Source organism: Pseudomonas sp. B6001 (assembly GCF_013386015.1).
GTDB lineage: Bacteria > Pseudomonadota > Gammaproteobacteria > Pseudomonadales > Pseudomonadaceae > Aquipseudomonas.
Window position 1 is genome coordinate 32,563 of record NZ_JACAOX010000027.1, and the last position, 21,109, is coordinate 53,671.

The 21,109-nt window shown below is 61.7% G+C and carries 20 protein-coding genes; 7 read left to right on the forward strand and 13 right to left on the reverse strand.

Going from position 1 to position 21,109, the window contains the following annotated elements:
* Positions 1-243 precede the first annotated feature (243 nt).
* The 4 genes from HX821_RS25870 (at position 244) to HX821_RS25885 (ending at position 4,310) form a co-directional block, all read left to right on the forward strand.
* Positions 244-726 (forward strand): sigma-70 family RNA polymerase sigma factor, encoded by a 483-nt coding sequence (locus HX821_RS25870; RefSeq protein WP_032899291.1) that lies wholly within the window; start codon positions 244-246, stop codon positions 724-726.
* Between the two features lie 127 nt (positions 727-853).
* Positions 854-2,191, forward strand: a complete 1,338-nt coding sequence (locus HX821_RS25875; protein WP_003208565.1) for a lysine N(6)-hydroxylase/L-ornithine N(5)-oxygenase family protein — start codon at positions 854-856, stop codon at positions 2,189-2,191.
* A gap of 68 nt (positions 2,192-2,259) precedes the next feature.
* Positions 2,260-3,480, forward strand: coding sequence for a putative DNA modification/repair radical SAM protein (locus HX821_RS25880; protein WP_008434495.1), 1,221 nt, complete (start codon positions 2,260-2,262; stop codon positions 3,478-3,480).
* The gene (locus HX821_RS25885) at positions 3,477-4,310 is read left to right on the forward strand and encodes a TIGR03915 family putative DNA repair protein (protein WP_177036780.1); all 834 of its coding nucleotides are present in this window, start codon (positions 3,477-3,479) and stop codon (positions 4,308-4,310) included. The genes HX821_RS25880 and HX821_RS25885 overlap by 4 nt, the downstream gene beginning before the upstream one ends.
* A 119-nt stretch (positions 4,311-4,429) precedes the next feature.
* On the opposite strand, the gene HX821_RS25890 is transcribed toward HX821_RS25885, so the two are convergent.
* The 7 genes from HX821_RS25890 to ctlX form a co-directional block, all read right to left on the reverse strand.
* Positions 4,430-4,927, reverse strand: coding sequence for an Lrp/AsnC family transcriptional regulator (locus tag HX821_RS25890; RefSeq protein WP_003208571.1), 498 nt, complete (start codon positions 4,925-4,927; stop codon positions 4,430-4,432).
* Positions 4,928-4,939: 12 nt separating this feature from the next.
* Positions 4,940-5,785 (reverse strand): ABC transporter ATP-binding protein, encoded by an 846-nt coding sequence (locus HX821_RS25895; RefSeq protein WP_177036783.1) that lies wholly within the window; start codon positions 5,783-5,785, stop codon positions 4,940-4,942.
* Between the two features lie 3 nt (positions 5,786-5,788).
* Entirely contained in the window at positions 5,789-6,502 is a 714-nt protein-coding gene (locus HX821_RS25900) for an ABC transporter permease (protein WP_008434490.1), read from the reverse strand.
* Positions 6,499-7,200 (reverse strand): ABC transporter permease, encoded by a 702-nt coding sequence (locus HX821_RS25905; protein ID WP_008434488.1) that lies wholly within the window; start codon positions 7,198-7,200, stop codon positions 6,499-6,501. The genes HX821_RS25900 and HX821_RS25905 overlap by 4 nt, the downstream gene beginning before the upstream one ends.
* 160 nt (positions 7,201-7,360) lie before the next feature.
* Positions 7,361-8,140: an ABC transporter substrate-binding protein gene (locus HX821_RS25910; RefSeq protein WP_003212870.1), complete on the reverse strand. Its 780-nt coding sequence runs from the start codon at positions 8,138-8,140 to the stop codon at positions 7,361-7,363.
* 389 nt (positions 8,141-8,529) lie between these two features.
* Positions 8,530-9,576: an ornithine cyclodeaminase gene (locus HX821_RS25915; RefSeq protein WP_177036785.1), complete on the reverse strand. Its 1,047-nt coding sequence runs from the start codon at positions 9,574-9,576 to the stop codon at positions 8,530-8,532.
* Between the two features lie 11 nt (positions 9,577-9,587).
* The gene (gene ctlX / locus HX821_RS25920; protein ID WP_087694491.1) at positions 9,588-10,514 is read right to left on the reverse strand and encodes a citrulline utilization hydrolase CtlX; all 927 of its coding nucleotides are present in this window, start codon (positions 10,512-10,514) and stop codon (positions 9,588-9,590) included.
* A gap of 284 nt (positions 10,515-10,798) precedes the next feature.
* On the opposite strand from ctlX, the gene HX821_RS25925 reads away from it, so the two are divergent.
* Complete coding sequence (locus HX821_RS25925) at positions 10,799-11,695, forward strand: GNAT family acetyltransferase (protein WP_003212866.1); 897 nt, start codon at positions 10,799-10,801, stop codon at positions 11,693-11,695.
* A 139-nt stretch (positions 11,696-11,834) separates the two neighbouring features.
* Here the strand turns inward: HX821_RS25925 and HX821_RS25930 are convergent, their stop codons facing one another.
* The 5 genes from HX821_RS25930 to HX821_RS25950 all read right to left on the reverse strand — a co-directional run bounded on the left by HX821_RS25930 (position 11,835) and on the right by HX821_RS25950 (position 18,011).
* A complete protein-coding gene (locus HX821_RS25930; RefSeq protein ID WP_003212864.1) occupies positions 11,835-12,854 on the reverse strand; it encodes a branched-chain amino acid aminotransferase in 1,020 nt (339 codons plus the stop codon).
* 194 nt (positions 12,855-13,048) lie between these two features.
* On the reverse strand, positions 13,049-14,428 hold the full coding sequence (gene lpdA, locus HX821_RS25935) for a dihydrolipoyl dehydrogenase (RefSeq protein ID WP_087694490.1): 1,380 nt from the start codon (positions 14,426-14,428) through the stop codon (positions 13,049-13,051).
* Between the two features lie 3 nt (positions 14,429-14,431).
* The gene (locus HX821_RS25940) at positions 14,432-15,715 is read right to left on the reverse strand and encodes a dihydrolipoamide acetyltransferase family protein (protein WP_102369558.1); all 1,284 of its coding nucleotides are present in this window, start codon (positions 15,713-15,715) and stop codon (positions 14,432-14,434) included.
* A complete protein-coding gene (locus tag HX821_RS25945; protein ID WP_003212859.1) occupies positions 15,716-16,774 on the reverse strand; it encodes an alpha-ketoacid dehydrogenase subunit beta in 1,059 nt (352 codons plus the stop codon).
* 1 nt (position 16,775) lies between these two features.
* Complete coding sequence (locus tag HX821_RS25950; RefSeq protein ID WP_003212857.1) at positions 16,776-18,011, reverse strand: 3-methyl-2-oxobutanoate dehydrogenase (2-methylpropanoyl-transferring) subunit alpha; 1,236 nt, start codon at positions 18,009-18,011, stop codon at positions 16,776-16,778.
* 195 nt (positions 18,012-18,206) lie between these two features.
* On the opposite strand from HX821_RS25950, the gene bkdR reads away from it, so the two are divergent.
* Positions 18,207-18,692, forward strand: a complete 486-nt coding sequence (gene bkdR, locus HX821_RS25955) for a Bkd operon transcriptional regulator BkdR (RefSeq protein ID WP_003212855.1) — start codon at positions 18,207-18,209, stop codon at positions 18,690-18,692.
* Positions 18,693-18,814: 122 nt separating this feature from the next.
* On the opposite strand, the gene HX821_RS25960 is transcribed toward bkdR, so the two are convergent.
* On the reverse strand, positions 18,815-19,678 hold the full coding sequence (locus tag HX821_RS25960) for an MBL fold metallo-hydrolase (protein ID WP_003207791.1): 864 nt from the start codon (positions 19,676-19,678) through the stop codon (positions 18,815-18,817).
* 179 nt (positions 19,679-19,857) lie between these two features.
* Here HX821_RS25960 and HX821_RS25965 point away from each other — a divergent pair, with 179 nt between their 5' ends.
* Positions 19,858-21,102, forward strand: a complete 1,245-nt coding sequence (locus HX821_RS25965; RefSeq protein ID WP_177036787.1) for an FAD/NAD(P)-binding oxidoreductase — start codon at positions 19,858-19,860, stop codon at positions 21,100-21,102.
* Positions 21,103-21,109 lie beyond the last annotated feature (7 nt).

Here is a 21,109-nt window from a genome sequence, read left to right on the forward strand (position 1 = left end):
CAGGAAAGATCGGCCCGCAGGAGCGGGAAGCTGACAGGTAGACGAGGAAATTGTCCGGGGATTTAGGCCGTTACATATGCCGTTACAGGTGTGTCAGGCAAAATAATTGGCCGGCGTTGCAAGTCTTGTTTAAAACTAGATGAGAATTACTATAAATTACACGCACCTCAAACTGCCATCATCGAATCGGCCGTTATCTTCGTAATCAAAGGACCTAATGCCGCCTACAGGCGGTCGGGAGTCATGTTGGAAAACTACTATCGCGAGCTGGTGTGTTTCCTCAACGCCAAGCTGGGCAACCGTCAGGTGGCCGAAGATGTGGTGCATGACGCTTATGTGCGGGTGCTGGGGCGTGCCAGTGAGGTCCCGATCGAGCAGCCCCGGGCGTTTCTCTATCGCACGGCGCTGAACCTGGTGATCGACGGTCATCGGCGCAACGCCCTGCGCCAGGATGAACCCCTGGAAGTACTCGACAGCGAGGAGCGTTTTTCGCTGTCTTCGCCCCATCACTGCCTGGACCACGGCCAGCGCCTGGAAATGCTTGAGCGCGCGCTGGCCGAGCTGCCGGCGCTCTGCCGTGACAGTTTCCTGTTGCGCAAGCTCGACGGCCTGTCCCACCTGCAAATCGCCGAGCGCCTGGGTATTTCCCGCGCGCTGGTGGAAAAACACATCGTCAATGCCATGAAGCATTGCCGGGCGCGCATGCGTGAGTGGGATGCGCACTGATTCCAGCGTTAGCTAAATTTTATTTCATTGTCCTCGTCTCCTATCAACACACGACCTGTTGCTGTGCCTTCAGGTCTCTGAGGCTTTCCCGCCCCACTGCCACGGGGCTTATCCAGAGGACACTGGAATGACACAGGCAATTGCATCGCCCGCCGTTCACGACCTGATCGGTATCGGGTTCGGCCCTTCGAACCTGGCGCTGGCCATCGCCCTGCAGGAACGCGAGAAAGCCCAGGGCAAACTGGACGTGCTGTTCCTCGACAAACAGGCCGACTACCGCTGGCACGGCAACACCCTGGTCACCCAGAGTGAATTGCAGATTTCCTTCCTCAAGGACCTGGTGACCCTGCGCAATCCCACCAGCCCTTATTCCTTCGTCAATTACCTGAAGGCCCACGGGCGCCTGGTGGATTTCATCAACCTGGGTACCTTCTATCCGTGCCGCATGGAGTACAACGACTACCTGCGCTGGGTCTCCGGGCAGTTCCAGGCGCAAAGCCGCTACGGCGAGGAAGTGCTGGCCATCGAGCCGATCCTGCATCAGCAGCAGGTAGAGGCGCTGCGGGTGATTTCCCGGGACGCCCAGGGTGAACAGCACGTGCGCACCACCCGCTCGGTGGTGGTCAGCGCCGGTGGTACGCCGCGTATTCCGGCGTCGTTCAAGGCGCTCAAGGATGACGGTCGGGTGTTCCATCACTCCCAGTACCTGGAACGCATGGCCCAGCAACCGTGTGTCGACGGCAAGCCGATGCGCATCGCGATCATCGGTGGTGGCCAGAGCGCAGCCGAGGCGTTTATCGACCTCAACGACAGCTTCCCGTCAGTGCAGGTCGACATGATCCTGCGCGGCTCGGCCCTCAAGCCTGCGGATGACAGCCCGTTCGTCAACGAAGTGTTCTCGCCGGAGTTCACCGACCTGGTGTTCCAGCAGAACGGCAGCGAGCGCGAGCGCCTGGTCAACGAATACCACAACACCAACTATTCGGTGGTGGACCTGGACCTGATCGAGCGCATCTACGGGATCTTCTACCGCCAGAAAGTTTCCGGCATTGCCCGTCACGCGTTCCGTACCCTGACCACCGTGGAAAAAGCCACGGCCGGGCCGCTGGGTGTGGAGTTGGCGCTGCGCAACAACGCCACCGGCGAAACCAGCCTCAACCATTACGATGCCGTCGTACTGGCCACCGGTTACGAGCGCCAGATGCATCGTCAGTTGCTCGCACCGTTGGCCGACTATATGGGCGACTTTGAAGTCAGCCGCGACTACCGCATCGTCACCGACGAGCGCTGCAAGGCCGGCATCTACATGCAGGGCTTCAGCCAGGCCAGCCATGGCCTGAGCGATACCTTGCTGTCGATCCTGCCGATCCGTGCCGACGAGATTGCTGCGTCGCTGTACGAACACGACCGCAGCCGCGGCAAGAGCCGTTCGGTGCAGGACGTGTTGCTGGCCACCGCCAGCTGACAGGCTGCACTTGAACCGCGGGGGCGGCTGCTGATACTGTACAAAAAACCAGTATCGGTAGAAGCCCCATGCAGTTGATCGAAAAACTCAGCATCCTCGCCGACGCCGCCAAGTACGACGCGTCCTGCGCCAGCAGCGGTGCGCCCAAGCGCAGCTCGGAAGGCAAGGCGGGGCTGGGTTCCACCGATGGCATGGGCATCTGCCACAGCTACACGCCCGACGGTCGCTGCGTGTCGTTGCTCAAGGTGCTGCTGACCAACTTCTGCCTCTACGACTGCCAATACTGCGTCAACCGCCGCTCCAGCGACGTGCCCCGTGCACGCTTCAGCCCGGAGGAGGTGGTGACCCTGACCCTCGACTTTTACCGGCGCAACTGCGTCAGCGGGCTGTTTCTCAGTTCCGGCATCATCCGTTCGGCCGACTACACCATGGAGCAGCTGGTGCAGGTCGCCAAACTCCTGCGCGAAGAGCATGACTTTCGCGGCTACATCCACCTCAAGACCATTCCCGAAGCCGACCCGGCACTGATTGCCGAGGCGGGGCGGTATGCCGATCGCCTCAGCGTGAATATCGAGTTGCCAACGGACAAGAGCCTGCAAACCCTGGCGCCCGAGAAGCAGATCGTCTCGATCAAGCAGGCCATGCAAACCATCTATACCGGTGAGCAGACCGTGCTCAACGAACCCCGCGCGCCGCGTTTCGCGCCGGCCGGGCAGAGCACGCAGATGATCGTCGGCGCCGATGACACCGACGACAGCACCATCCTCCACAGCGCCGAGGCGTTGTACGGCAATTTCAAACTGCGCCGGGTGTATTACTCGGCGTTCAGCCCGATCCCCAACAGCCCGAAAAGCGTGCCCCTGGCCGCGCCGCCGCTGATGCGCGAGCACCGCTTGTACCAGGCGGATTTCCTGTTGCGCAGCTATGGGTTCAGCGCCAATGAACTGTTTGAAGGGCCGGGCGACCTGGCCCTGGATATCGACCCCAAGCTGGCCTGGGCGCTGGAGCACCGCGAGGTGTTCCCGCTGGACTTGAACCGGGCCGAGCCGACGCTTATTGCGCGCATTCCCGGAATTGGCCTGCGCACCACCCAACGGCTGGTGGACCTGCGTCGCCAGCGCAAGATCCGCTTCGAAGACCTGGCGCGCATGCGGTGTGTGCTGACCAAGGCCAAGCCGTTTTTCATCACCAGCGACTACCACCCGCAGCAAGCGGAAAGCACCAGCGTGCTGCTGCGCGAACAACTGCGCGACCGCCCGCAGCCGCAGCAAATGGGGCTGTGGGGATGATCAGCCTGGAATGCGACAACCTGTTCAGCACCTGGCGCGAGCAGGCGCGCTGGTTGCTCAGTTATCAGATCGACCCCAGCCACGTGAGTTGGGGCGTGGCCGAGGTGGCGGACCTGTTTGCCACCGACGAGCAGTACCCGGCGGAGTGCGGGCCGTTCCAGGCGCGGATTCCCAAGGCGCTGCTGGAGCTGCTGGAGTCTGCCGCGTGTTATCACGGTGAACAGCGCTGGAGCCTGTTGTATGAGGTGCTGTGGCGCGTCAGCCATGGGGACCGCACGGCGATGATGTCGGGGGACAAGCTGGGTAGCGAATTGCAGCGGCGGATCAAGCAGGTGCAGCGCGAGGCCCATCACCTGCATGCGTTTGTGCGGTTTATCGCATTGCCGGCAGAGGCGGGGCCGCAGTTGCCGGAGTACGTGGCGTGGCATGAGCCGGCCCACGATATCTTGAAGGTGGCCAGCCAGCATTTTGTCGGGCGCATGGGGCGTCATCGCTGGATGATCGCCACGCCCCTGGATGGGGTTTATTACGACGGGGAGCAGTTGATTCACCAGCGGCAATGCCCGGTGGAATGGCAGGCGTTGGCGCAGAATGTCGAGGATCCCCACAGTGCGATGTGGTTGACGTACTACAGCCATATCTTTAACCCGGCGCGGTTGAATCCGAAGGTGATGGAAGGGCATTTGCCGAGCCGGTTCTGGAAGAATCTGCCGGAGGGCAAGTTGATTCCGGGGCTGATCAGCGAGGCGCGTACGGGCAAGCAGCGGGATGGGCAGGCGAAGCTGATTGGGGCGCGTCCAGGCAAGCGAATTTCAAGCGGGCACGGTTAAATGTGGGAGCGGGCTTGCTCGCGAATGCGGTGTGTCAGCAGCACATCCAGCGACTGATACACCGCATTCGCGAGCAAGCCCGCTCCCACATTTGATCTCTATTGCCTGTAGGGGCGGATTCAGGCCAGTTCGGTGGCGGTGTTTTTTACGACCGCCAGCTCGGGATGCGCCACCAATTTATCGATGTGCAATTCATCATTGTTCAGCCAGGTTTCCGTCAGCACGCGGTAGTGCTCCATGTCCCGGCAGCGCATGCGCAGGCTGTAGTCGAACGGCCCGCTGATCAACTGGCACTCGAACACTTGCGGGCAGGCTTTGACACATGCCTCGAACGCCTTCTGCGCCGAGCGCCCGCTCTGGTTGGAGAGGGCCACCAGCACCAGCAGTGACAGCCCCGGCGAGACCATCTGCACGTCGATGATCGCCCCATAACCCCGGATGACCCCGCGTCGTTCCAGCTTGCGCACCCGTTCCAGGCACGGCCTGGGCGTCAGGTGCACCAGCGACGAGAGTTTTTCGTAGGTGATGCGTCCCTGGTGCCGTAACACGTCGATGATGGCTTCATCGATGCGGTCCAGCACAGGTGAGGCGTTCGGTCCGGTGGCCTTGGTATCCATGGTGTGTGGTGTTCACTTCAATCGGTTGGAAAGAAATTGCTGCAAGCGTTCGCTGTTCGGCTGGTCGAGGATTCCGGCTCCGCCTTGTTCCTCGACGCGGCCCTGATGCAGGAACAGCACTTGGCTGGACACCTGGCGGGCAAAGCCCATTTCGTGGGTGACCATGAGCATGGTACGACCTTCCTCCGCCAACGTCTGTATGACTTTGAGCACTTCTCCTACAAGTTCAGGGTCGAGGGCCGAAGTGGGTTCGTCGAACAGAATGATCTCCGGTTCCATCGCCAGGGCCCGGGCGATGGCCACGCGCTGTTGCTGGCCGCCGGAGAGGAATGCCGGGTATTGGTCCGCCACCCGGCCCGGCAGGCCGACCTTGTCGAGGTACAGGCGTGCGCGTTTTTCCGCCTCGGCGGCGCTCATCCCCAGCACCCGGCGCGGCGCCATGGTGATGTTTTCCAGCACGGTCATGTGGCTCCACAGGTTGAAGTGCTGGAACACCATGGCCAGGCGGGTGCGCAGGTTCTGCAATTGCGCCTGGTGCGGCGCGCGCGTGCCGGCGCGGCCTTGCTGCATTTCGATGCTGATGCCATCGAGGGTGATAACCCCGGCGTCCGGCTGTTCGAGGAAGTTGATGCATCGCAGCATCGTGCTCTTGCCGGAGCCGCTGGCGCCGATCAGGCTGATCACGTCGCCGTTGCGCGCGTTCAGTGAAACGCCCTTGAGCACCTCATGCTCGCCATAGCGTTTGTGCAGGCCTTCGACCTGGAGTTTGACGTTGGCGTTTTCGGCCACGGCGACCGGCTGGGTAGTGGGGCGTACATCGGTGGGATAAGCGGCCAGGGCCTGCGCGGACTGATTCATGGGTTAGCCTCGGGTAGGAACAAGAAAACGCATCCAGCGACGTTCGGCCAGTCGAAACAGGCCCACCAGTGCAAAGGACAGCAGCATGTACAACAGGGCAGCGATGCCGAAGGCCTGGAACGTCAGGAACGTCTCGGCGTTGGCGTCGCGGGCCACCTTGAGGATGTCGGCAATGGTGGCGGTGAACGCCAGGGACGTGGCGTGCAGCATCAGGATCATTTCATTGCTGTAGGCCGGCAGTGCGCGACGCAGTGCGGCGGGCACTACCACAAACAGGTTCAGGCGCCAGCCATGCAGGCCGTAGGCCTTGGCGGCTTCGATCTCGCCGTGGGGGATGTTGCGAATCGCCCCGGCAAAGATTTCCACGGTGTAGGCGCACGTGTTCAGTACAAACGCCAGCAGCGTGCAGTTCAGTGCATTGCGAAAAAACTGGTTGAGCAGGGCGTTGTCCTGCACCACGTCCAGGCCGTAGAGGCCGGTGTAGCAAATCAGCAACTGTATATACAGCGGCGTGCCGCGAAACAGGTAGGTGTAGACCTCCACTGGCCAGCGAATCCAGAAGTGTTCCGAGACCCGCGCGATCGCCAGCGGGATCGACAGAAAGAAGCCCAGCACCACCGAGATAATGAAGAGCCACAGGGTCATCGCCACCCCGGAAAAGCCGTTACCGTCGGTGAACAAGTAGGCCAGGCCGTATTGCTGGATCAGTTCGATCATCGCACCATCCCCTTGATGCCCACGTTGTAGCGCCGTTCCAGGCGTTTGAAGATGCGGTTGGAGAGGGTGGTGATCACCAGGTACACCAGGCCCGCGAGGATCAGGAAATACAGCGGGTCATTGGTGGTCTTGCCGGCGTTTTGTGCGGCCTTGACCAGGTCTGACAGGCCGATGATCGACACCAGCGCGGTGGACTTGAGCAGCACCAGCCAGTTGTTGCCCAGGCCCGGCAGGGCAAAGCGCATCAGTTGCGGGAACAGCACCAGGCGAAAGCGCTGCCAGCGGCTCAGGCCGTAGGCGGTGGCGGCTTCGAGTTGGCCGGCGGGCACGCTGAGAATCGCCCCGCGAAAGTTTTCGGTGAAATACGCACCGTAGATAAAACCGAGGGTGATGACACCGGCGGTGAACGGGTCGATTTCGAAGTAGGCCCAGCCGAGCATTTCACTCAGGTCGTTCAGCCACAGTTGCAGGCTGTAGAAAATCAGCAGGATCAGCACCAGGTCCGGCACGCTGCGAATCAGCGTGGTGTAGAGCGTGGCCGGAACCCGCAGCAGCTTGACGCTGGAGAGCTTGGCGGCGGCGGCGAGCAGTCCCAGAGACAGGCTCAGCAGCAGCGCCAGGAACGCCAGCTTGACCGTCATCCAGGCACCCTGGGCCAGCAGCGGGCCGAAGCCTTGCAAGTTGAGGAGTTCATTCATGGGAAGTATCTCGATGGAGCGCAGAGTTTTACGGTGGGAGCGAGCTTGTGTGGGAGCGGGCTTGCTCGCGAAGACAGAGTTTCAGTCAATACATGTGTGACTGACCCACCGCTTTCGCGAGCAAGCCCGCTCCCACACAAGCTCGCTCCCACAGGAGGCGTCACTCGTTGTAGATGTCCTGATCGCCGAAGTATTTCTTCTGGATCTGCGTGTAGGTGCCATCGGCCTGGACGGCGGCGATGCCTTTGTTGATCAGCTCCACCAGGTCCTTGTCGTTCTTGCGCAGGCCCATGGCGATGTCGAGCGGCAGGGTCGGGTCCTTGAAGGCCGGGCCGGTCTTGAAGTCGGCGCCTTCAGGTTTGGACAGGAAGTTGAGCTGGGCTTCAAGCTTGTCGGTCAGGGTGGCGTCGAGGCGACCGTTTTGCAGGTCGGCGTAGTTCTGTTCCTGGGACTGGTACGCCTTGATCTGCGCGCCAAGTTTTGCCAGGTGCGCACGGGCGTAGGCTTCCTGCAGCGAGCCTTGCAGCACGCCGACCTGTTTGCCTTTCAGGGATTCGGGGGTGTCGCCGAAGTCGGCGCTTTTGCGGGTGATCACCGAGGTCGGGCTGAGGAACAGCCGGTCGCTGAAGTCGATGACTTTCTGGCGGGCCGGGGTCACGGCCATGGAGGACATGATGGCGTCGAACTTGCGGGCGCGCAGGGCCGGGATCATGCCGTCGAATTCGTTGTGGACCCACACGCATTTGACTTCCAGCTTGGCGCAGATGGCGTTGCCCAGGTCGATGTCGAAACCTTGCAGGCTGCCGTCGGCGGCGACGGATTCAAACGGTGGGTATTCGGGGAAAACCCCAAAGCGGATTTCTTTCCATTCCTGAGCCTGGGCAGCGGTTGCGGCCAATGGCAGGAGCAGCGCAGCGAAAAGTGATCGGAGCGGAGTCATGTGTATTCCCTATATTTTGTAATTGATGTCAGGGCAGTAGAAAACGGGACGCTAAGGTCAAGAGGCTTTTTGTGGCGAGGGAGCTTGCTCCCGCTGGGCTGCGCAGCGGCCCCAAAATCCTGGGAGCGCTACGCACTCCAGCGGGAGCAAGCTCCCTCGCCACATTGGGCTGCCTCACCATTGGGTGCCTCGCCACATTGGGCTGTTTGTTGTCAGAGAGAATGCTTCAAGATGGTGCGTTTTTTGTGTCGTTTACCCCTGCCGCGGCGGGCGGAATGTGCTGTTAAAACGCGGGTCACAGCGGAAACGGCTGCGGCACCCGCTGAATCGGCTTGTTGACCGGGTTTTTCCGGCCTGCCTTTCACGCAAAGCGGCAGGCCAGAGCGGTCTCAGGCGCGCTTTTTCTGCTGTGCCACCGGTGCTTGGGTCAGGCGGGCAAACAGGTCCTTGGGGTCGGCAAGGTCCGGCACCAGTTCCAGTTCGCTGCCCACGTCCAGCGCCTTGGCCACGTCCAGTACGTAACGCAGGGCGGAGTAGTCTTCGATGGCAAAACCTACCGAGTCGAACAGGGTGACCTGGCGCGCGTTTTCGCGGCCTGGCGCCTGGCCGTTGATCACTTGCCACAGCTCGGTGACCGGCGAATCTTCCGGCATGTGCTGGATTTCGCCTTCGATGCGGCTTTGTGGCTCGTACTCGACAATCACGCGGGCCCGTTCGACGATTCGTCGGTCCAGTTCGGTCTTGCCGGGGCAGTCGCCACCGACGGCATTCAGGTGCATGCCCGGTTCGATCATCTCGTCCGTGAGGATGGTGGCGTAGGCCTTGTCGGCGGTGACGGTGGTGACGATGTCGGCGCCTTTCACGGCTTCGGCAACGCTGCCTGCCAGGATCACCTTGATCGCCGGGAAGGCTTTGAGGTTGGCGGCCAGTTTGGCGGTGGCCTTGGCGTCGATGTCGAACAGGCGGATTTCAGTGATGCCCAGCATCGCGTGGAAGGCCAGGGCCTGGAACTCACTCTGGGAGCCGTTGCCGATCAGCGCCATGCTGCGGCTGTTGTCCCGGGCCAGGTAGCGCGCCACCAGGGCCGAGGTGGCGGCCGTGCGGATCGCGGTGGTCAGGGTCATTTCCGCCAGCAGCACCGGTTTGCCGGTGTCCACATCACCCAGGGCGCCGAAGGCCATGACGGTGAGCATGCCGCTCTGAGTGTTTTTCGGGTGGCCGTTCACGTATTTGAAGGCGTACAGCGACGCGTCGGACACCGGCATCAGCTCGATCACGCCCTCGGGCGAGTGGTTGGCCAGGCGTGCGCATTTTTCAAAGTCCTGCCAGCGCAGGTAGTCGGCGCGGATGTACTCGGCCATCTCGGTAATGCAGGTTTGCAGGCCTTTTTGCGAAACCAGGTAGCTCAAGTCGTTGACGTCGATATAGCGGGTCATGGGAAGACTCCTTATTGAAATGAGGGGCGGGCGGGCAGATGTACTTCCGCCAACATGCAGCGGGCACTGCCGCCGCCGATGCGTTCTATGTTGTCGATGTTCACCACCACCGGCCGGGTGTGGCGCTCCACGTGCTGGCGCTGGGCGGGCTTGAGGGAGCCCCAGGCGCTGGCCGACATCACCAGCAGCGGCTGGCCGTCGCGGTCATGGACTTCGAGCATGTTGCCGGCGAAGGCTTCCAGCTGGTCGAAGTCCAGGGCGACGATGTCTTTGCCGGTGTCGCGCAGGGAGCGTTCAAGGGCCTGGCGCTCGTGGTCATCGGGCAGGGCTTGCAGGCACACCACGGAGAGGTCGCGGCCGACACTCATCATTACGTTGCTGTGGTAGATCGGCGCGTGGTGGCGGTCGACGGCGTGGAATACGCAGACCTGGTAGTCAAGGCGTTCGGCGAACTGGCGGAGGGCATCCTGATGGGTACGCCCGGAATGGCAGGCGTAGCTGATGCGGTGCTGGCGGTCGAGGACCATGCTGCCGGTGCCTTCGAGGAACATGTTCTGTTGTTCGAGGTGGCTGAAGTCGATGGTGTTGTGGATCGCAAAGCGTTGCTCCAGCACTTGCAGCACGCCTTTGTCGCGTTCCAGTCGTCGGTTCCGGCCTTCCATCGGGTACAGCACCAGGCTGCCGTCGGCGTGGCTGCTCCACCAGTTGTTGGGGAAGATCGAATCCGGGGTATGGGGAGCGGGGGTGTCTTGTACCACCAGCACTTCCACGCCGTGGTGGCGCAGGGTGTCGACGTAGCCGTCGAACTCTTCCAGCGCTTTCTGCTGTGCCGCCAACGGGTCGAGGGGCGCACGCTGGAAGCGGTTGTTGATCGCGGTGTCCGGGTTGAAGGCGAAGTGCGCCGGGCGGATCATCAGGACAGTGTTGGTGGTTTGCATGGGGGCACGGGTCCATGGGGTGGGCAGTGAGGCTATTTTGTGCGGTGTGAAGGAAGAATCCCGGCTGAACTGAGGGGGTGGCTCAGCCGGGAAAGCTGAAAAGTGGGGTGGGGCAGCCGAATCGGCTGTGGAGGTGAGTGGAGATCAAAATGTGGGAGCGGGCTTGCTCGCGAAAGCGGTGGGTCAGTTAATAAATTCGGTGGCTGATACACCGCCTTCGCGAGCAAGCCCGCTCCCACATTGGTATTGTGTTGCCTGAGGTTTTTTGTCTGGATGGAGAAACCATGCCCACTGAAGTTCGTCTCGCCCAAACTACCGATGCCGAGGGCATCAGCCAGGTCATCCTGGCGGCCCTGCATGACAGCAACGCCCGGGATTATCCGGCGGATGTGATTGCGCGGGTGGCGAGCAACTTTACTCCCGAGGCTGTCGTGGCGTTGCTCGCGCGTCGAACGGTGCTGGTGGCTGTTCAGGATGAGGTGATCGTTGCCACGGCGGCACTTGACGCCAATGTGGTGCGCTCGGTCTTCGTCAATCCGGCGCTGCAAGGGCAGGGCATCGGGCGCTTGCTGATGATTGAAATCGAGCTGCGCGCCCGGGAAGCCGGGGTGACCTTGTTGCATGTGCCGTCTTCGCTGACGGCCGAGCCGTTCTACACCAAGCTGGGTTTCCACACGGTGCGCGATGTCTACCATGGCAATGAACGCACGCTGGTGATGGAGAAGGCGTTGTCATCCCGCCATCCCATCGGCGTCTATCGCGATCGGGCCCATCGGGCGCAGGTGGTGGCGTTGTGGCAGGCGGCGTTTGGTTATGACGCGGCGCATAACCTGCCGAGCCTGGCGATCGACAAGAAGCTGGCGGTCAACGATGGGTTGTTCTTCGTGGCCACCGACAAGAAGGCGGTGATCGGTACCATCCTCGCAGGCTACGACGGGCATCGTGGCTGGTTGTATTCAGTGGCGGTGCACAACGACTATCGCCGCCAGGGCCTGGGCGCCTCGTTGGTGCGGCATGCGGAGCAGGCGTTGACGGCGCTGGGTTGCATGAAGATCAACCTGCAGATCACCAGTGGCAATGACGCGGTGATGGGGTTTTATGAGGCGCTGGGTTATGGCGCGGAGCCGCGGATCAGCATGGGCAAGAAGATCCTGGAAAACATCCCGATGGATAAGGCCTGAAGCCCGGTTTTCCAAGCACTGAAAGCAAATGTGGGAGCGGGCTTGCTCGCGAATGCGGTGGATCAGCCAATAAATCTGTCGACTGACACTCCGCTTTCGCGAGCAAGCCCGCTCCCACAGTTTGGTTTTGCAGTGTTGCTTAGACCTTGACGATCCAGCCCTCAGGCGCTTCGACGTCGCCGGACTGTACGCCAGTCAGCTCTTTGTAGAGCTTCTGGGTGACCGGGCCGACTTCTTTTTCGCTGTAGAACACGTGCAGCTTGTCTTTGTACTCGATGCCGCCGATCGGGGTGATCACGGCGGCGGTGCCGCAGGCGCCGGCTTCCTTGAAGTCCGACAGCTTGTCGATCAGCACGTCGCCTTCAACCACTTCCAGGCCCAGGCGCGATTTTGCCAGCTCGATCAGCGACAGGCGGGTGATGCCTGGCAACACCGACGGCGAGTTCGGGGTGACGAACTTGTTGTCGTGGGTGATCCCGAAGAAGTTGGCCGAGCCGACTTCTTCGATCTTCGAGTGGGTGGCCGGGTCGAGGTAGATGCAGTCGGCGAAGTTGGCTTTTTTCGCCAGGGAACCGGGCATCAGGCTGGCGGCGTAGTTGCCACCGACCTTGGCTGCGCCGGTGCCGTTGGGAGCCGCACGGTCGTAGCCGGAGATCAGGAAGTTGTGCGGGGTCAGGCCGCCCTTGAAGTAGGCGCCGACCGGGATGCAGAAGATCGAGAAGATGAATTCCGGCGCGGTGCGCACGCCGATGTTGTCACCGGTGCCGATCACGAACGGGCGCAGGTACAGCGCGCCGCCGGTGCCGTACGGCGGGATGAACCGCTCGTTGGCGCGGACCACTTCCTTGCAGGCTTCGATGAAGGCGTCGGTCGGCACTTGTGGCATCAGCAGGCGGCCACAGCTGCGCTGCATGCGCGCGGCATTCTGGTCGGGGCGGAACAGGTTGATCGAACCGTCCTTGCAGCGGTAGGCCTTGAGGCCTTCAAAGCATTGCTGGCCGTAGTGCAGGGCGGTGGAGCCCTCGCTGATGTGCAGCACGTTGTCGTCGGTCAGGGTGCCTTTTTGCCACTCGCCGTCTTTCCAGGTCTGGAGGAAACGCTTGTCGGTCTTGATGTAGTCAAAACCCAGCTTGTCCCAATTGATGCTTTCGTTACCCATGACACCCTCTATCTTTTGTCAACCGCCTGGTCGAAGGCAGGCTTATGGTTTATTTCTGGATGGGCGCAACAATACTTCATTCTTGGCTTGTGTGGGAGCGGGCTTGCTCGCGAATGCGGCGTGTCATTCGATGCATTCGGTGCTGATCCACCGCTTTCGCGAGCAAGCCCGCTCCCACATTTGAACTTCGCCATTTATAGATGCAATGCATGCCCCAGGGCCCGCAGGGCTGCTTCCTGTACCGCTTCGCCGAGTGTCGGGTGGGCGTGGATGGTGCCCGCCACGTCTTCCAGGCGTGAACCCATTTCCAGGCTCAGGCCGAAGGCCGTGGACAGTTCCGAGACGCCAACGCCTACCGCCTGCCAGCCGACGATCAGGTGATTGTCGCGGCGCGCCACTACCCGCACGAAGCCGGTTTTCGACTCCAGGGTCATGGCCCGGCCATTGGCGGCGAACGGGAAGCTCGACACGATGCAGTCCAGCCCGGCCGCCCTGGCTTCGTCCGGGGTCTTGCCGACCACTACCAGTTCCGGGTCGGTGAAGCACACCGCCGGGATCGCGGCCGGGTTGAATTCGCGGGATTTACCGCTGATCAGTTCGGCGACCATTTCGCCCTGGGCCATGGCCCGGTGGGCGAGCATCGGTTCACCGCTGAGGTCACCGATGGCCCACACATTGCGCATGCTGGTCTGGCAGCGGCTGTCGATCTTGATCGCCGAACCGTTCATGTCCAGGTTCAAGGCTTCGAGGTTCCAGCCCTGGGTGTTGGGTTTGCGACCAACGGCAACCAACACCTGGTCGGTTTCCAGCGACAGCGTCTCGCCGCTGGGGTCGCGCACTTGCAGGGTGTTGTGCTCAAAACCGGTGACGCTGTGTTTGAGGAACACCTTCACCCCCAGTTGCTTCAGGGATTCGGCCACCGGTTGGGTCAGTTCGGCGTCGTAGGCCGGCAAAATCCGGTCCTGGGCCTCAACCACGCTGACCTCGGCACCGAGCTTGCGATAGGCAGTCCCCAATTCCAGGCCAATGTAGCCGCCGCCCACCACGATCAAGCGTTTCGGGATGCGTTTCGGCGCCAGGGCTTCGGTGGAGGAGATGATCGGCCCGCCAATCGGCAGCATCGGCAGGTTGACACTTTTCGAGCCGGTGGCCAGCAACAGGTGTTCACACTGGATGCGCTGGTCGCCGACATCGACGGTCTTGCCGTCCACGACCTTGGCCCAGCCCTGAATGACCTGGACCTTGTGTTTTTTCAGCAGCGCGGCTACGCCGGTGGTCAGGCGGTCGACGATGCCGTCTTTCCATTCAACGCTTTTGCCGATGTCCAGGGTCGGCACATCGACTTCGATACCCAACGGCGAACCCTGGCTGTGGTGCACGGTTTGCTGGAACTGTTCGGCGACATGGATCAGCGCCTTGGACGGAATGCAGCCGATGTTCAGGCAGGTGCCGCCCAGCGATTGGCCTTCCACCAGGATGGTCGGGATGCCCAGCTGGCCGGCGCGAATCGCTGCCACGTAACCGCCAGGCCCGCCGCCGATGATCAGCAGCGTGGTGTGCAATGTTTGAGACATGGGTTACTCCAGGAACAGGCTGGCGGGTTGTTCGAGCAGGCCACGGATGGCCTGGATGAATTGCGCCGCGTCCATGCCATCGACCACCCGGTGATCGAAGGAGCTGGAGAGGTTCATCATCTTGCGGATCACAATCTGGCCCTTGATCACCATCGGCCGCTCGACAATGCGGTTGACCCCGACGATGGCCACTTCCGGCAGGTTCAGCACCGGGGTGCTGACAATCCCGCCCAACGCACCGAGGCTGGTCAGGGTGATGCTCGAGCCCGACAGCTCATCGCGACTGGCCTTGCCATTGCGCGCCGCATTCGCCAAGCGATTGATTTCTTGCGCCGTGCCCCACAGGTCGCGGGCTTCGGCGTGACGCACCACCGGCACCATCAGGCCGACATCGCTCTGGGTGGCGACACCCACATGCACCGCGCCGAGGCGGGTGATGACCTGGGCTTCGTCGTCATAACGCGCGTTGATCTGCGGATAGTCGCGCAATGCGACGACCATGGCCCGCACCAGGAACGGCAGCAGGGTCAGCTTGCCGCGGGTAGCGCCGTGTTTCTCGTTGAGGTGCACGCGCAACTCATCGAGGGCGGTGACGTCGATCTCTTCCACATAGCTGAAATGCGCGGCGCGCCGGGTGGCGTCCTGCATGCGCTGGGCGATCTTGCGGCGCATGCCGATCACCGGGATTTGCTGCTCGTCGTTGCGTTCGGCGTACGGGTTGGAGGCCCCGGAATTTTTCGCCGGACCCTGGAGCAAGTAAGCGTCCAGATCTTCATGCAGAATCCGGCCGGCCGGGCCGGAGCCCTGGACCAGTCGTAGCTGGATGCCAGCATCCAGCGCATGTTTGCGCACGGCCGGGGAGGCCAGCGGGCGGTCATCGGCCTCGCGGGCCACGGGCGCTTGCGCAGCCGCCACCGCAGGTTTGGCTGCCGGCTTGGGTTCAACCACCGGCGCGGCCCTGGCTTCGACTTTCGGTGCAGGAGCCGGTGCCGGCGCGACCTCTTCAACCACCGCCGACAACGCCGACTCCCTGGTATTGCCCGCGCCTTCCACTTCGATACTGATCAAAACACTGCCCACCGCCATGACTTCCCCCGGCTCGCCGCCGAGGGAAATCACCTTGCCGTGCACCGGCGACGGAATGTCCACCATGGCCTTGTCGGTCATCACGTCCGCCAGCACCTGGTCTTCTACCACCAGGTCGCCGACCTTGACGTGCCATACCGACAATTCAACTTCTGCGATGCCTTCGCCAATGTCCGGCATCTTGATAACGTGCGTGCCCATTCAGACCTCCATAACCCGATGCAAAGCCGCGCCCACTCGGGTCGGGCCAGGGAAATACGCCCACTCTTGCGCGTGGGGATACGGGGTATCCCAACCGGTGACGCGCTCGATCGGCGCTTCCAGGTAGTGGAAGCAATGCTCCTGCACCAGCGCCACCAGCTCGGCGCCGAACCCGCAGGTACGGGTGGCTTCGTGAACGATCACGCAGCGACGGGTTTTCTTCACGGAATTGACGATGGTTTCCAGGTCCAGCGGCCACAGGCTGCGCAGGTCGATGACTTCGGCGTCGATGCCGGTTTCTTCGGCGGCGACTTGCGACACATACACCGTGGTGCCGTAGGTGAGGATCGTCACGTCCTTGCCCGGGCGGGCGATGGCGGCCACATCCAGCGGCACGGTGTAGTAACCGTCCGGCACCTGCGCTTGCGGGTGTTTCGACCACGGGGTTACCGGGCGGTCGTGGTGGCCGTCGAACGGGCCGTTATACAGGCGCTTGGGTTCGAGGAAGATCACCGGGTCATCGTTTTCGATGGAGGCGATCAGCAGGCCCTTGGCGTCGTACGGATTGGACGGCATCACCGTGCGCAGACCGCAGACCTGGGTGAACACCGCTTCAATACTCTGGCTGTGGGTCTGGCCGCCGTAGATGCCGCCGCCGCAGGGCATGCGCATGGTCAGCGGTGCCGTGAACTGGCCGGCCGAGCGATAACGCAGGCGGGCGGCTTCGGAAATGATCTGGTCGGTGGCAGGGTACACGTAGTCGGCGAACTGAATCTCGGCCACCGGCCGCAGGCCATAGGCGCCCATGCCGACCGCCACGCCGACGATCCCGCTTTCGGAGATCGGTGCGTCGAACACCCGCGAGGTGCCGTACTTGTTCTGCAAGCCTTCGGTGCAACGGAACACGCCGCCGAAGTAACCGACGTCCTGGCCGAACACCACCACATTGTCGTCTCGCTCAAGCATCACATCCATGGCCGAGCGCAAGGCCTGGATCATGGTCATGGTCGTGGTGGTCATGGCGGTTTCCAGCTCGATATTGTTGTTGTGATCGTTCATGTCAGATCCCCAACTCTTGACGCTGGCGCTTCAAGTGCTCCGGCATCTCTTTATAAACGTCTTCGAACATGGTCGCGGCGCTTGGAATCTGGCCACCGGCCAGGGTGCCGTACTGTTCGGCTTCTTTCTGGGCCTTGAGCACTTCGGCTTCAAGTTCGGCACTGACCGCCGCGTGTTCCTCTTCGGACCACTGACCAATCTTGATCAGGTGCTGCTTGAGGCGGGCGATCGGGTCGCCCAGCGGGAAGTGGCTCCAGTCGTCGGCGGGACGGTATTTGGACGGGTCATCGGAGGTGGAGTGCGGGCCGGCACGGTAGGTCACCCATTCGATCAGGGTCGGGCCCAGGTTGCGGCGGGCACGTTCGGCGGCCCAGGCGGAGGCGGCGTACACCGCGACAAAGTCGTTGCCGTCCACCCGCAGGGAGGCGATGCCGCAACCCACGCCGCGTCCGGCAAAGGTTGTGGCTTCACCGCCGGCAATGGCCTGGAAGGTGGAGATCGCCCACTGGTTATTCACTACGTTAAGAATCACGGGTGCCCGGTACACGTGGGCGAAGGTGAGGGCGGTGTGGAAGTCGGACTCAGCGGTGGCGCCGTCGCCGATCCAGGCCGAGGCAATCTTGGTATCGCCCTTGATGGCCGAGGCCATGCCCCAGCCCACGCCTTGTACGAATTGGGTGGCGAGGTTGCCGGAAATCGTAAAGAAGCCGGCATCTTTTACCGAGTACATGATCGGCAACTGGCGGCCCTTGAGCGGGTCGCGCTCGTTGGACAGCAGTTGGCAGATCAGGTCTACCAGCGGCACTTCCCGGGCCATCAGGATGCTTTGCTGGCGATAAGTGGGGAAGCACATGTCGTCGATGTTCAAGGCCAGGGCCTGGGCGCTGCCGATGGCTTCTTCGCCGAGGCTCTGCATGTAGAACGACATCTTCTTCTGACGCTGGGCGACCACCATGCGGTTGTCGAAGATCCGCGTCTTGAGCATGGCGCGCATGCCCTTGCGCAGAATCTCCACCGGCACGCCTTCAGCCCATGGGCCGAGGGCCTGGCCCTGATCGTCGAGCACGCGAATCAGGCCCTTGGCCAGGTCGGCGGTGTCGGCGGGTTCTACGTCGATTGGGGGTTTGCGCACCAGGCCAGCGTCAGTCAGGCGCAGGTAGGTAAAGTCGGTCTTGCAGCCTGGGCGGCCCGAGGGTTCGGGAACGTGCAGGCGCAGTGGTTCGTACTGCTGAGTCATGGCTTTCTACGCTCTATCTTGTGAATTTCTTGTAGTGGGCGCGGTAGCTGACAGTCCTTCTTCGGGTAGAAGAAATCTTGTCCTACAACAATCATAGGCTCGGCTCAGGAGAATATTTATCTCTGTTTCATTGCGTTGGAGATCATTTGGGGATAAAAAAACTGCATAAACATAATAAACAGGTGGTTTTGTCTCATGCGCAAACTGGACCGTATCGATATCGGCATTCTGAACGCCCTTCAGGAGAACGCTCGCATCACCAACGCCGACCTGGCCCGTTCGGTCAACCTGTCGCCCACGCCGTGTTTCAACCGGGTCAAGGCCATGGAAGAACTGGGGCTGATTCGCGACCAGGTGACGCTGCTGGACGCCGACCTGCTGGGGCTGCACGTCAATGTGTTCATCCACGTCAGCCTGGAAAAGCAGAACGAATTGGCATTGCAGCAATTCGAAGGGGCGATTTCGGATCGCCCCGAAGTGATGGAGTGCTACCTGATGGCCGGCGACCCCGATTATCTGATTCGGGTGCTGGTGCCGACCATCCAGTCCCTGGAGCGTTTCATGATGGACTTCCTGACTAAAGTCCCGGGTGTCGCCAACATCCGCTCCAGCTTTGCCCTCAAGCAAGTGCGCTACAAGACCGCGCTGCCGCTACCGGCCAACGGCATCAACCTCGGCTAACGAACGACACAAAACAAATGTGGGAGCGGGCTTGCTCGCGAATGGGGAGTGTCAGTCACCGAAAATATAGACTGATACACCGCATTCGCGAGCAAGCCCGCTCCCACATTTTGTAGTGCATTTCAAAGCTGGTTGAGGGGAATCTTCAAATAAACCACCCCATTTCCTTCCGCCGGCGGCATCACCCCGGCCCGCACATTCACCTGAATCGCCGGCAACAACAGCGTGGGCATGCCCAACCCGGCATCCCGCGTGGTGCGCATCTCGACAAACGCCGCCTCATCCACCCCGTCATGCACATGAATATTCCCCGCCCGCTGTTCAGCCACCGTGGTCAGGCACTTGGCTGCGCGTCCTTCGGGCGGATAGTCATGGCACACATAAAGGCGGGTTTCAGGCGCGAAGGCCAACAACTTGCGCATCGACCCATACAGCTGGCGCGCATCCCCACCAGGGAAATCGCAGCGCGCCGTGCCCACGTCCGGCATGAACAGCGTGTCGCCCACCAGAATCAACTGGTCATCAATCAGGTAAGCCATATCCGCCGGCGTATGCCCCGGCACATGCAGCGCCTGGGCCTTCAGGTTGCCGATGTGAAACACCTCATCCGGCGCAAACAGATGGTCGAACTGCGACCCATCCACCCGAAACTCCGGCTCCAGGTTGAACAGGTTCTTGAACACTCCCTGCACCTTGCTGATGGACTGGCCAATCGCGATCTTGCCCCCCAGCTGGCGACGCAAATAAGGCGCAGCCGACAGATGATCCGCATGGGCGTGGGTTTCCAGCAACCACTGCACCTGCAAGCCATGCTCGCGCACAAACGCGATCACCTTGTCCGCCTGGCCGGTGCCGGTGCGTCCGGAGGCCGGGTCGTAGTTGAGCACCGAATCAACGATGGCGCATGGGCCACCGTCCGTTTCATAGACGACGTAGGTGTAGGTCGACGACGCCTCGTCCAGAAAGGATTGAATCAACGCTGACATGACGGGTTTCCCAGATAGCTAATGGCGACTTACATTCAGTTAGGTTTCCACATAACCTTGTGAGCTTAAGTGAATTAAAGGACCCGAGGCAAAGGATGGCATCGTGGTGGCAAACAGCTAGGGCGTGGTGCCATACGGCAACGACCCTTGCGTGCATTAACTGAAAAAGGCCATAGACCATGAACGACCAACACTGGGGACCTGCCATCAGTGGCGATATCGTTGTCATCGGTGGCGGCTCGGCAGGCATCGGCCTGCTGGCCAGCCTGCTCAAGCGCGACCCGCACCTGAACATCATCCTGATCGAGCCCAACGACCACCACTACTACCAGCCGGCCTGGACCCTGGTGGGCGGTGGGGCTTATGACGTTACCAGGACCGTGCGCCCCATGGCCGACGTGCTGCCCAACGGCGTCACCTGGATCCAGGCCGCGGTCAGCGAATTACTGCCCGACGAGCACACCCTGGTGCTCGACAGTGGCCAGCGCGTCAGTTGGAAGAACCTCATCGTGTGCCCGGGCCTGCGCCTGGCCTGGGAGAAGATCGAAGGCCTGCAAGAGACCCTCGGCCGGCATGGCGTAACGTCCAACTACAGCTATGAGCACGCCGCCTACACCTGGCAGCTGGTGCAGCAACTCAAAAATGGCAAGGCGATCTTTACCCAACCGGCCATGCCGATCAAATGTGCCGGCGCTCCGCAAAAAGCCATGTACCTGTCGTGCGATCACTGGCTCCGCCAGGGTGACCTGAAAAACATCAAGGTCGAATTCAACCTGGCCGGCGCTGCCTTGTTCGGCGTGCCGACCTTCGTGCCGCCGCTGATGAAGTACGTTGAAAAGTACTCGGCGCAACTGGCATTCAACTCCAACCTGGTCAAGGTCGACGGCCCCGCGCGCAAGGCCTGGTTCGAAATCAAGGACGCCGAAGGCAATGTGCGCGTCGAAGAGAAAACCTTCGACCTGCTGCACGTCGTCCCGCCACAGGTCTCGCCGGACTTCATTCGCCACAGCCCCCTGGCCGATGCCGCCGGCTGGTGCGAAGTGAATCCCCAGAGCCTGCAACACCTGCGCTACCCGCACATCTTCGGCCTGGGCGATGTGTGTTCCACCACCAACGCCAAGACCGCCGCGGCGGTGCGCAAGCAAATCGTGGTGGTGGCGGAAAACCTGCTGGCCCTGCGCAGACAGGCACCGTTGCCCCTCAAGTACGACGGCTATGGCTCCTGCCCGCTGACCGTGGAGAAGGGCAAGGTGGTGCTGGCCGAGTTCGGCTATGGCGGCAAGTTGCTGCCGACCTTTCCCCTCGACCCGACTGTGGCGCGGCGTTCGGCGTGGTTCCTCAAGGCGAGTTTCCTGCCGTGGTTCTACTGGAACGGCATGCTCAAGGGCCGCGAGTGGCTGACCCGTCTGGCCAAGGTGGATTGAGGCAACC

Coding starts and splice junctions, on each gene's coding strand:
- HX821_RS25870 (WP_032899291.1), top strand. CDS start 244: ATGTTGGAAAACTACTATCGCGAGCTGGTGTGTTTCCTCAACGCCAAG.
- HX821_RS25875 (WP_003208565.1), top strand. CDS start 854: ATGACACAGGCAATTGCATCGCCCGCCGTTCACGACCTGATCGGTATC.
- HX821_RS25880 (WP_008434495.1), top strand. CDS start 2,260: ATGCAGTTGATCGAAAAACTCAGCATCCTCGCCGACGCCGCCAAGTAC.
- HX821_RS25885 (WP_177036780.1), top strand. CDS start 3,477: ATGATCAGCCTGGAATGCGACAACCTGTTCAGCACCTGGCGCGAGCAG.
- HX821_RS25890 (WP_003208571.1), bottom strand. CDS start 4,927: ATGGATACCAAGGCCACCGGACCGAACGCCTCACCTGTGCTGGACCGC.
- HX821_RS25895 (WP_177036783.1), bottom strand. CDS start 5,785: ATGAATCAGTCCGCGCAGGCCCTGGCCGCTTATCCCACCGATGTACGC.
- HX821_RS25900 (WP_008434490.1), bottom strand. CDS start 6,502: ATGATCGAACTGATCCAGCAATACGGCCTGGCCTACTTGTTCACCGAC.
- HX821_RS25905 (WP_008434488.1), bottom strand. CDS start 7,200: ATGAATGAACTCCTCAACTTGCAAGGCTTCGGCCCGCTGCTGGCCCAG.
- HX821_RS25910 (WP_003212870.1), bottom strand. CDS start 8,140: ATGACTCCGCTCCGATCACTTTTCGCTGCGCTGCTCCTGCCATTGGCC.
- HX821_RS25915 (WP_177036785.1), bottom strand. CDS start 9,576: ATGACCCGCTATATCGACGTCAACGACTTGAGCTACCTGGTTTCGCAA.
- ctlX (WP_087694491.1), bottom strand. CDS start 10,514: ATGCAAACCACCAACACTGTCCTGATGATCCGCCCGGCGCACTTCGCC.
- HX821_RS25925 (WP_003212866.1), top strand. CDS start 10,799: ATGCCCACTGAAGTTCGTCTCGCCCAAACTACCGATGCCGAGGGCATC.
- HX821_RS25930 (WP_003212864.1), bottom strand. CDS start 12,854: ATGGGTAACGAAAGCATCAATTGGGACAAGCTGGGTTTTGACTACATC.
- lpdA (WP_087694490.1), bottom strand. CDS start 14,428: ATGTCTCAAACATTGCACACCACGCTGCTGATCATCGGCGGCGGGCCT.
- HX821_RS25940 (WP_102369558.1), bottom strand. CDS start 15,715: ATGGGCACGCACGTTATCAAGATGCCGGACATTGGCGAAGGCATCGCA.
- HX821_RS25945 (WP_003212859.1), bottom strand. CDS start 16,774: ATGAACGATCACAACAACAATATCGAGCTGGAAACCGCCATGACCACC.
- HX821_RS25950 (WP_003212857.1), bottom strand. CDS start 18,011: ATGACTCAGCAGTACGAACCACTGCGCCTGCACGTTCCCGAACCCTCG.
- bkdR (WP_003212855.1), top strand. CDS start 18,207: ATGCGCAAACTGGACCGTATCGATATCGGCATTCTGAACGCCCTTCAG.
- HX821_RS25960 (WP_003207791.1), bottom strand. CDS start 19,678: ATGTCAGCGTTGATTCAATCCTTTCTGGACGAGGCGTCGTCGACCTAC.
- HX821_RS25965 (WP_177036787.1), top strand. CDS start 19,858: ATGAACGACCAACACTGGGGACCTGCCATCAGTGGCGATATCGTTGTC.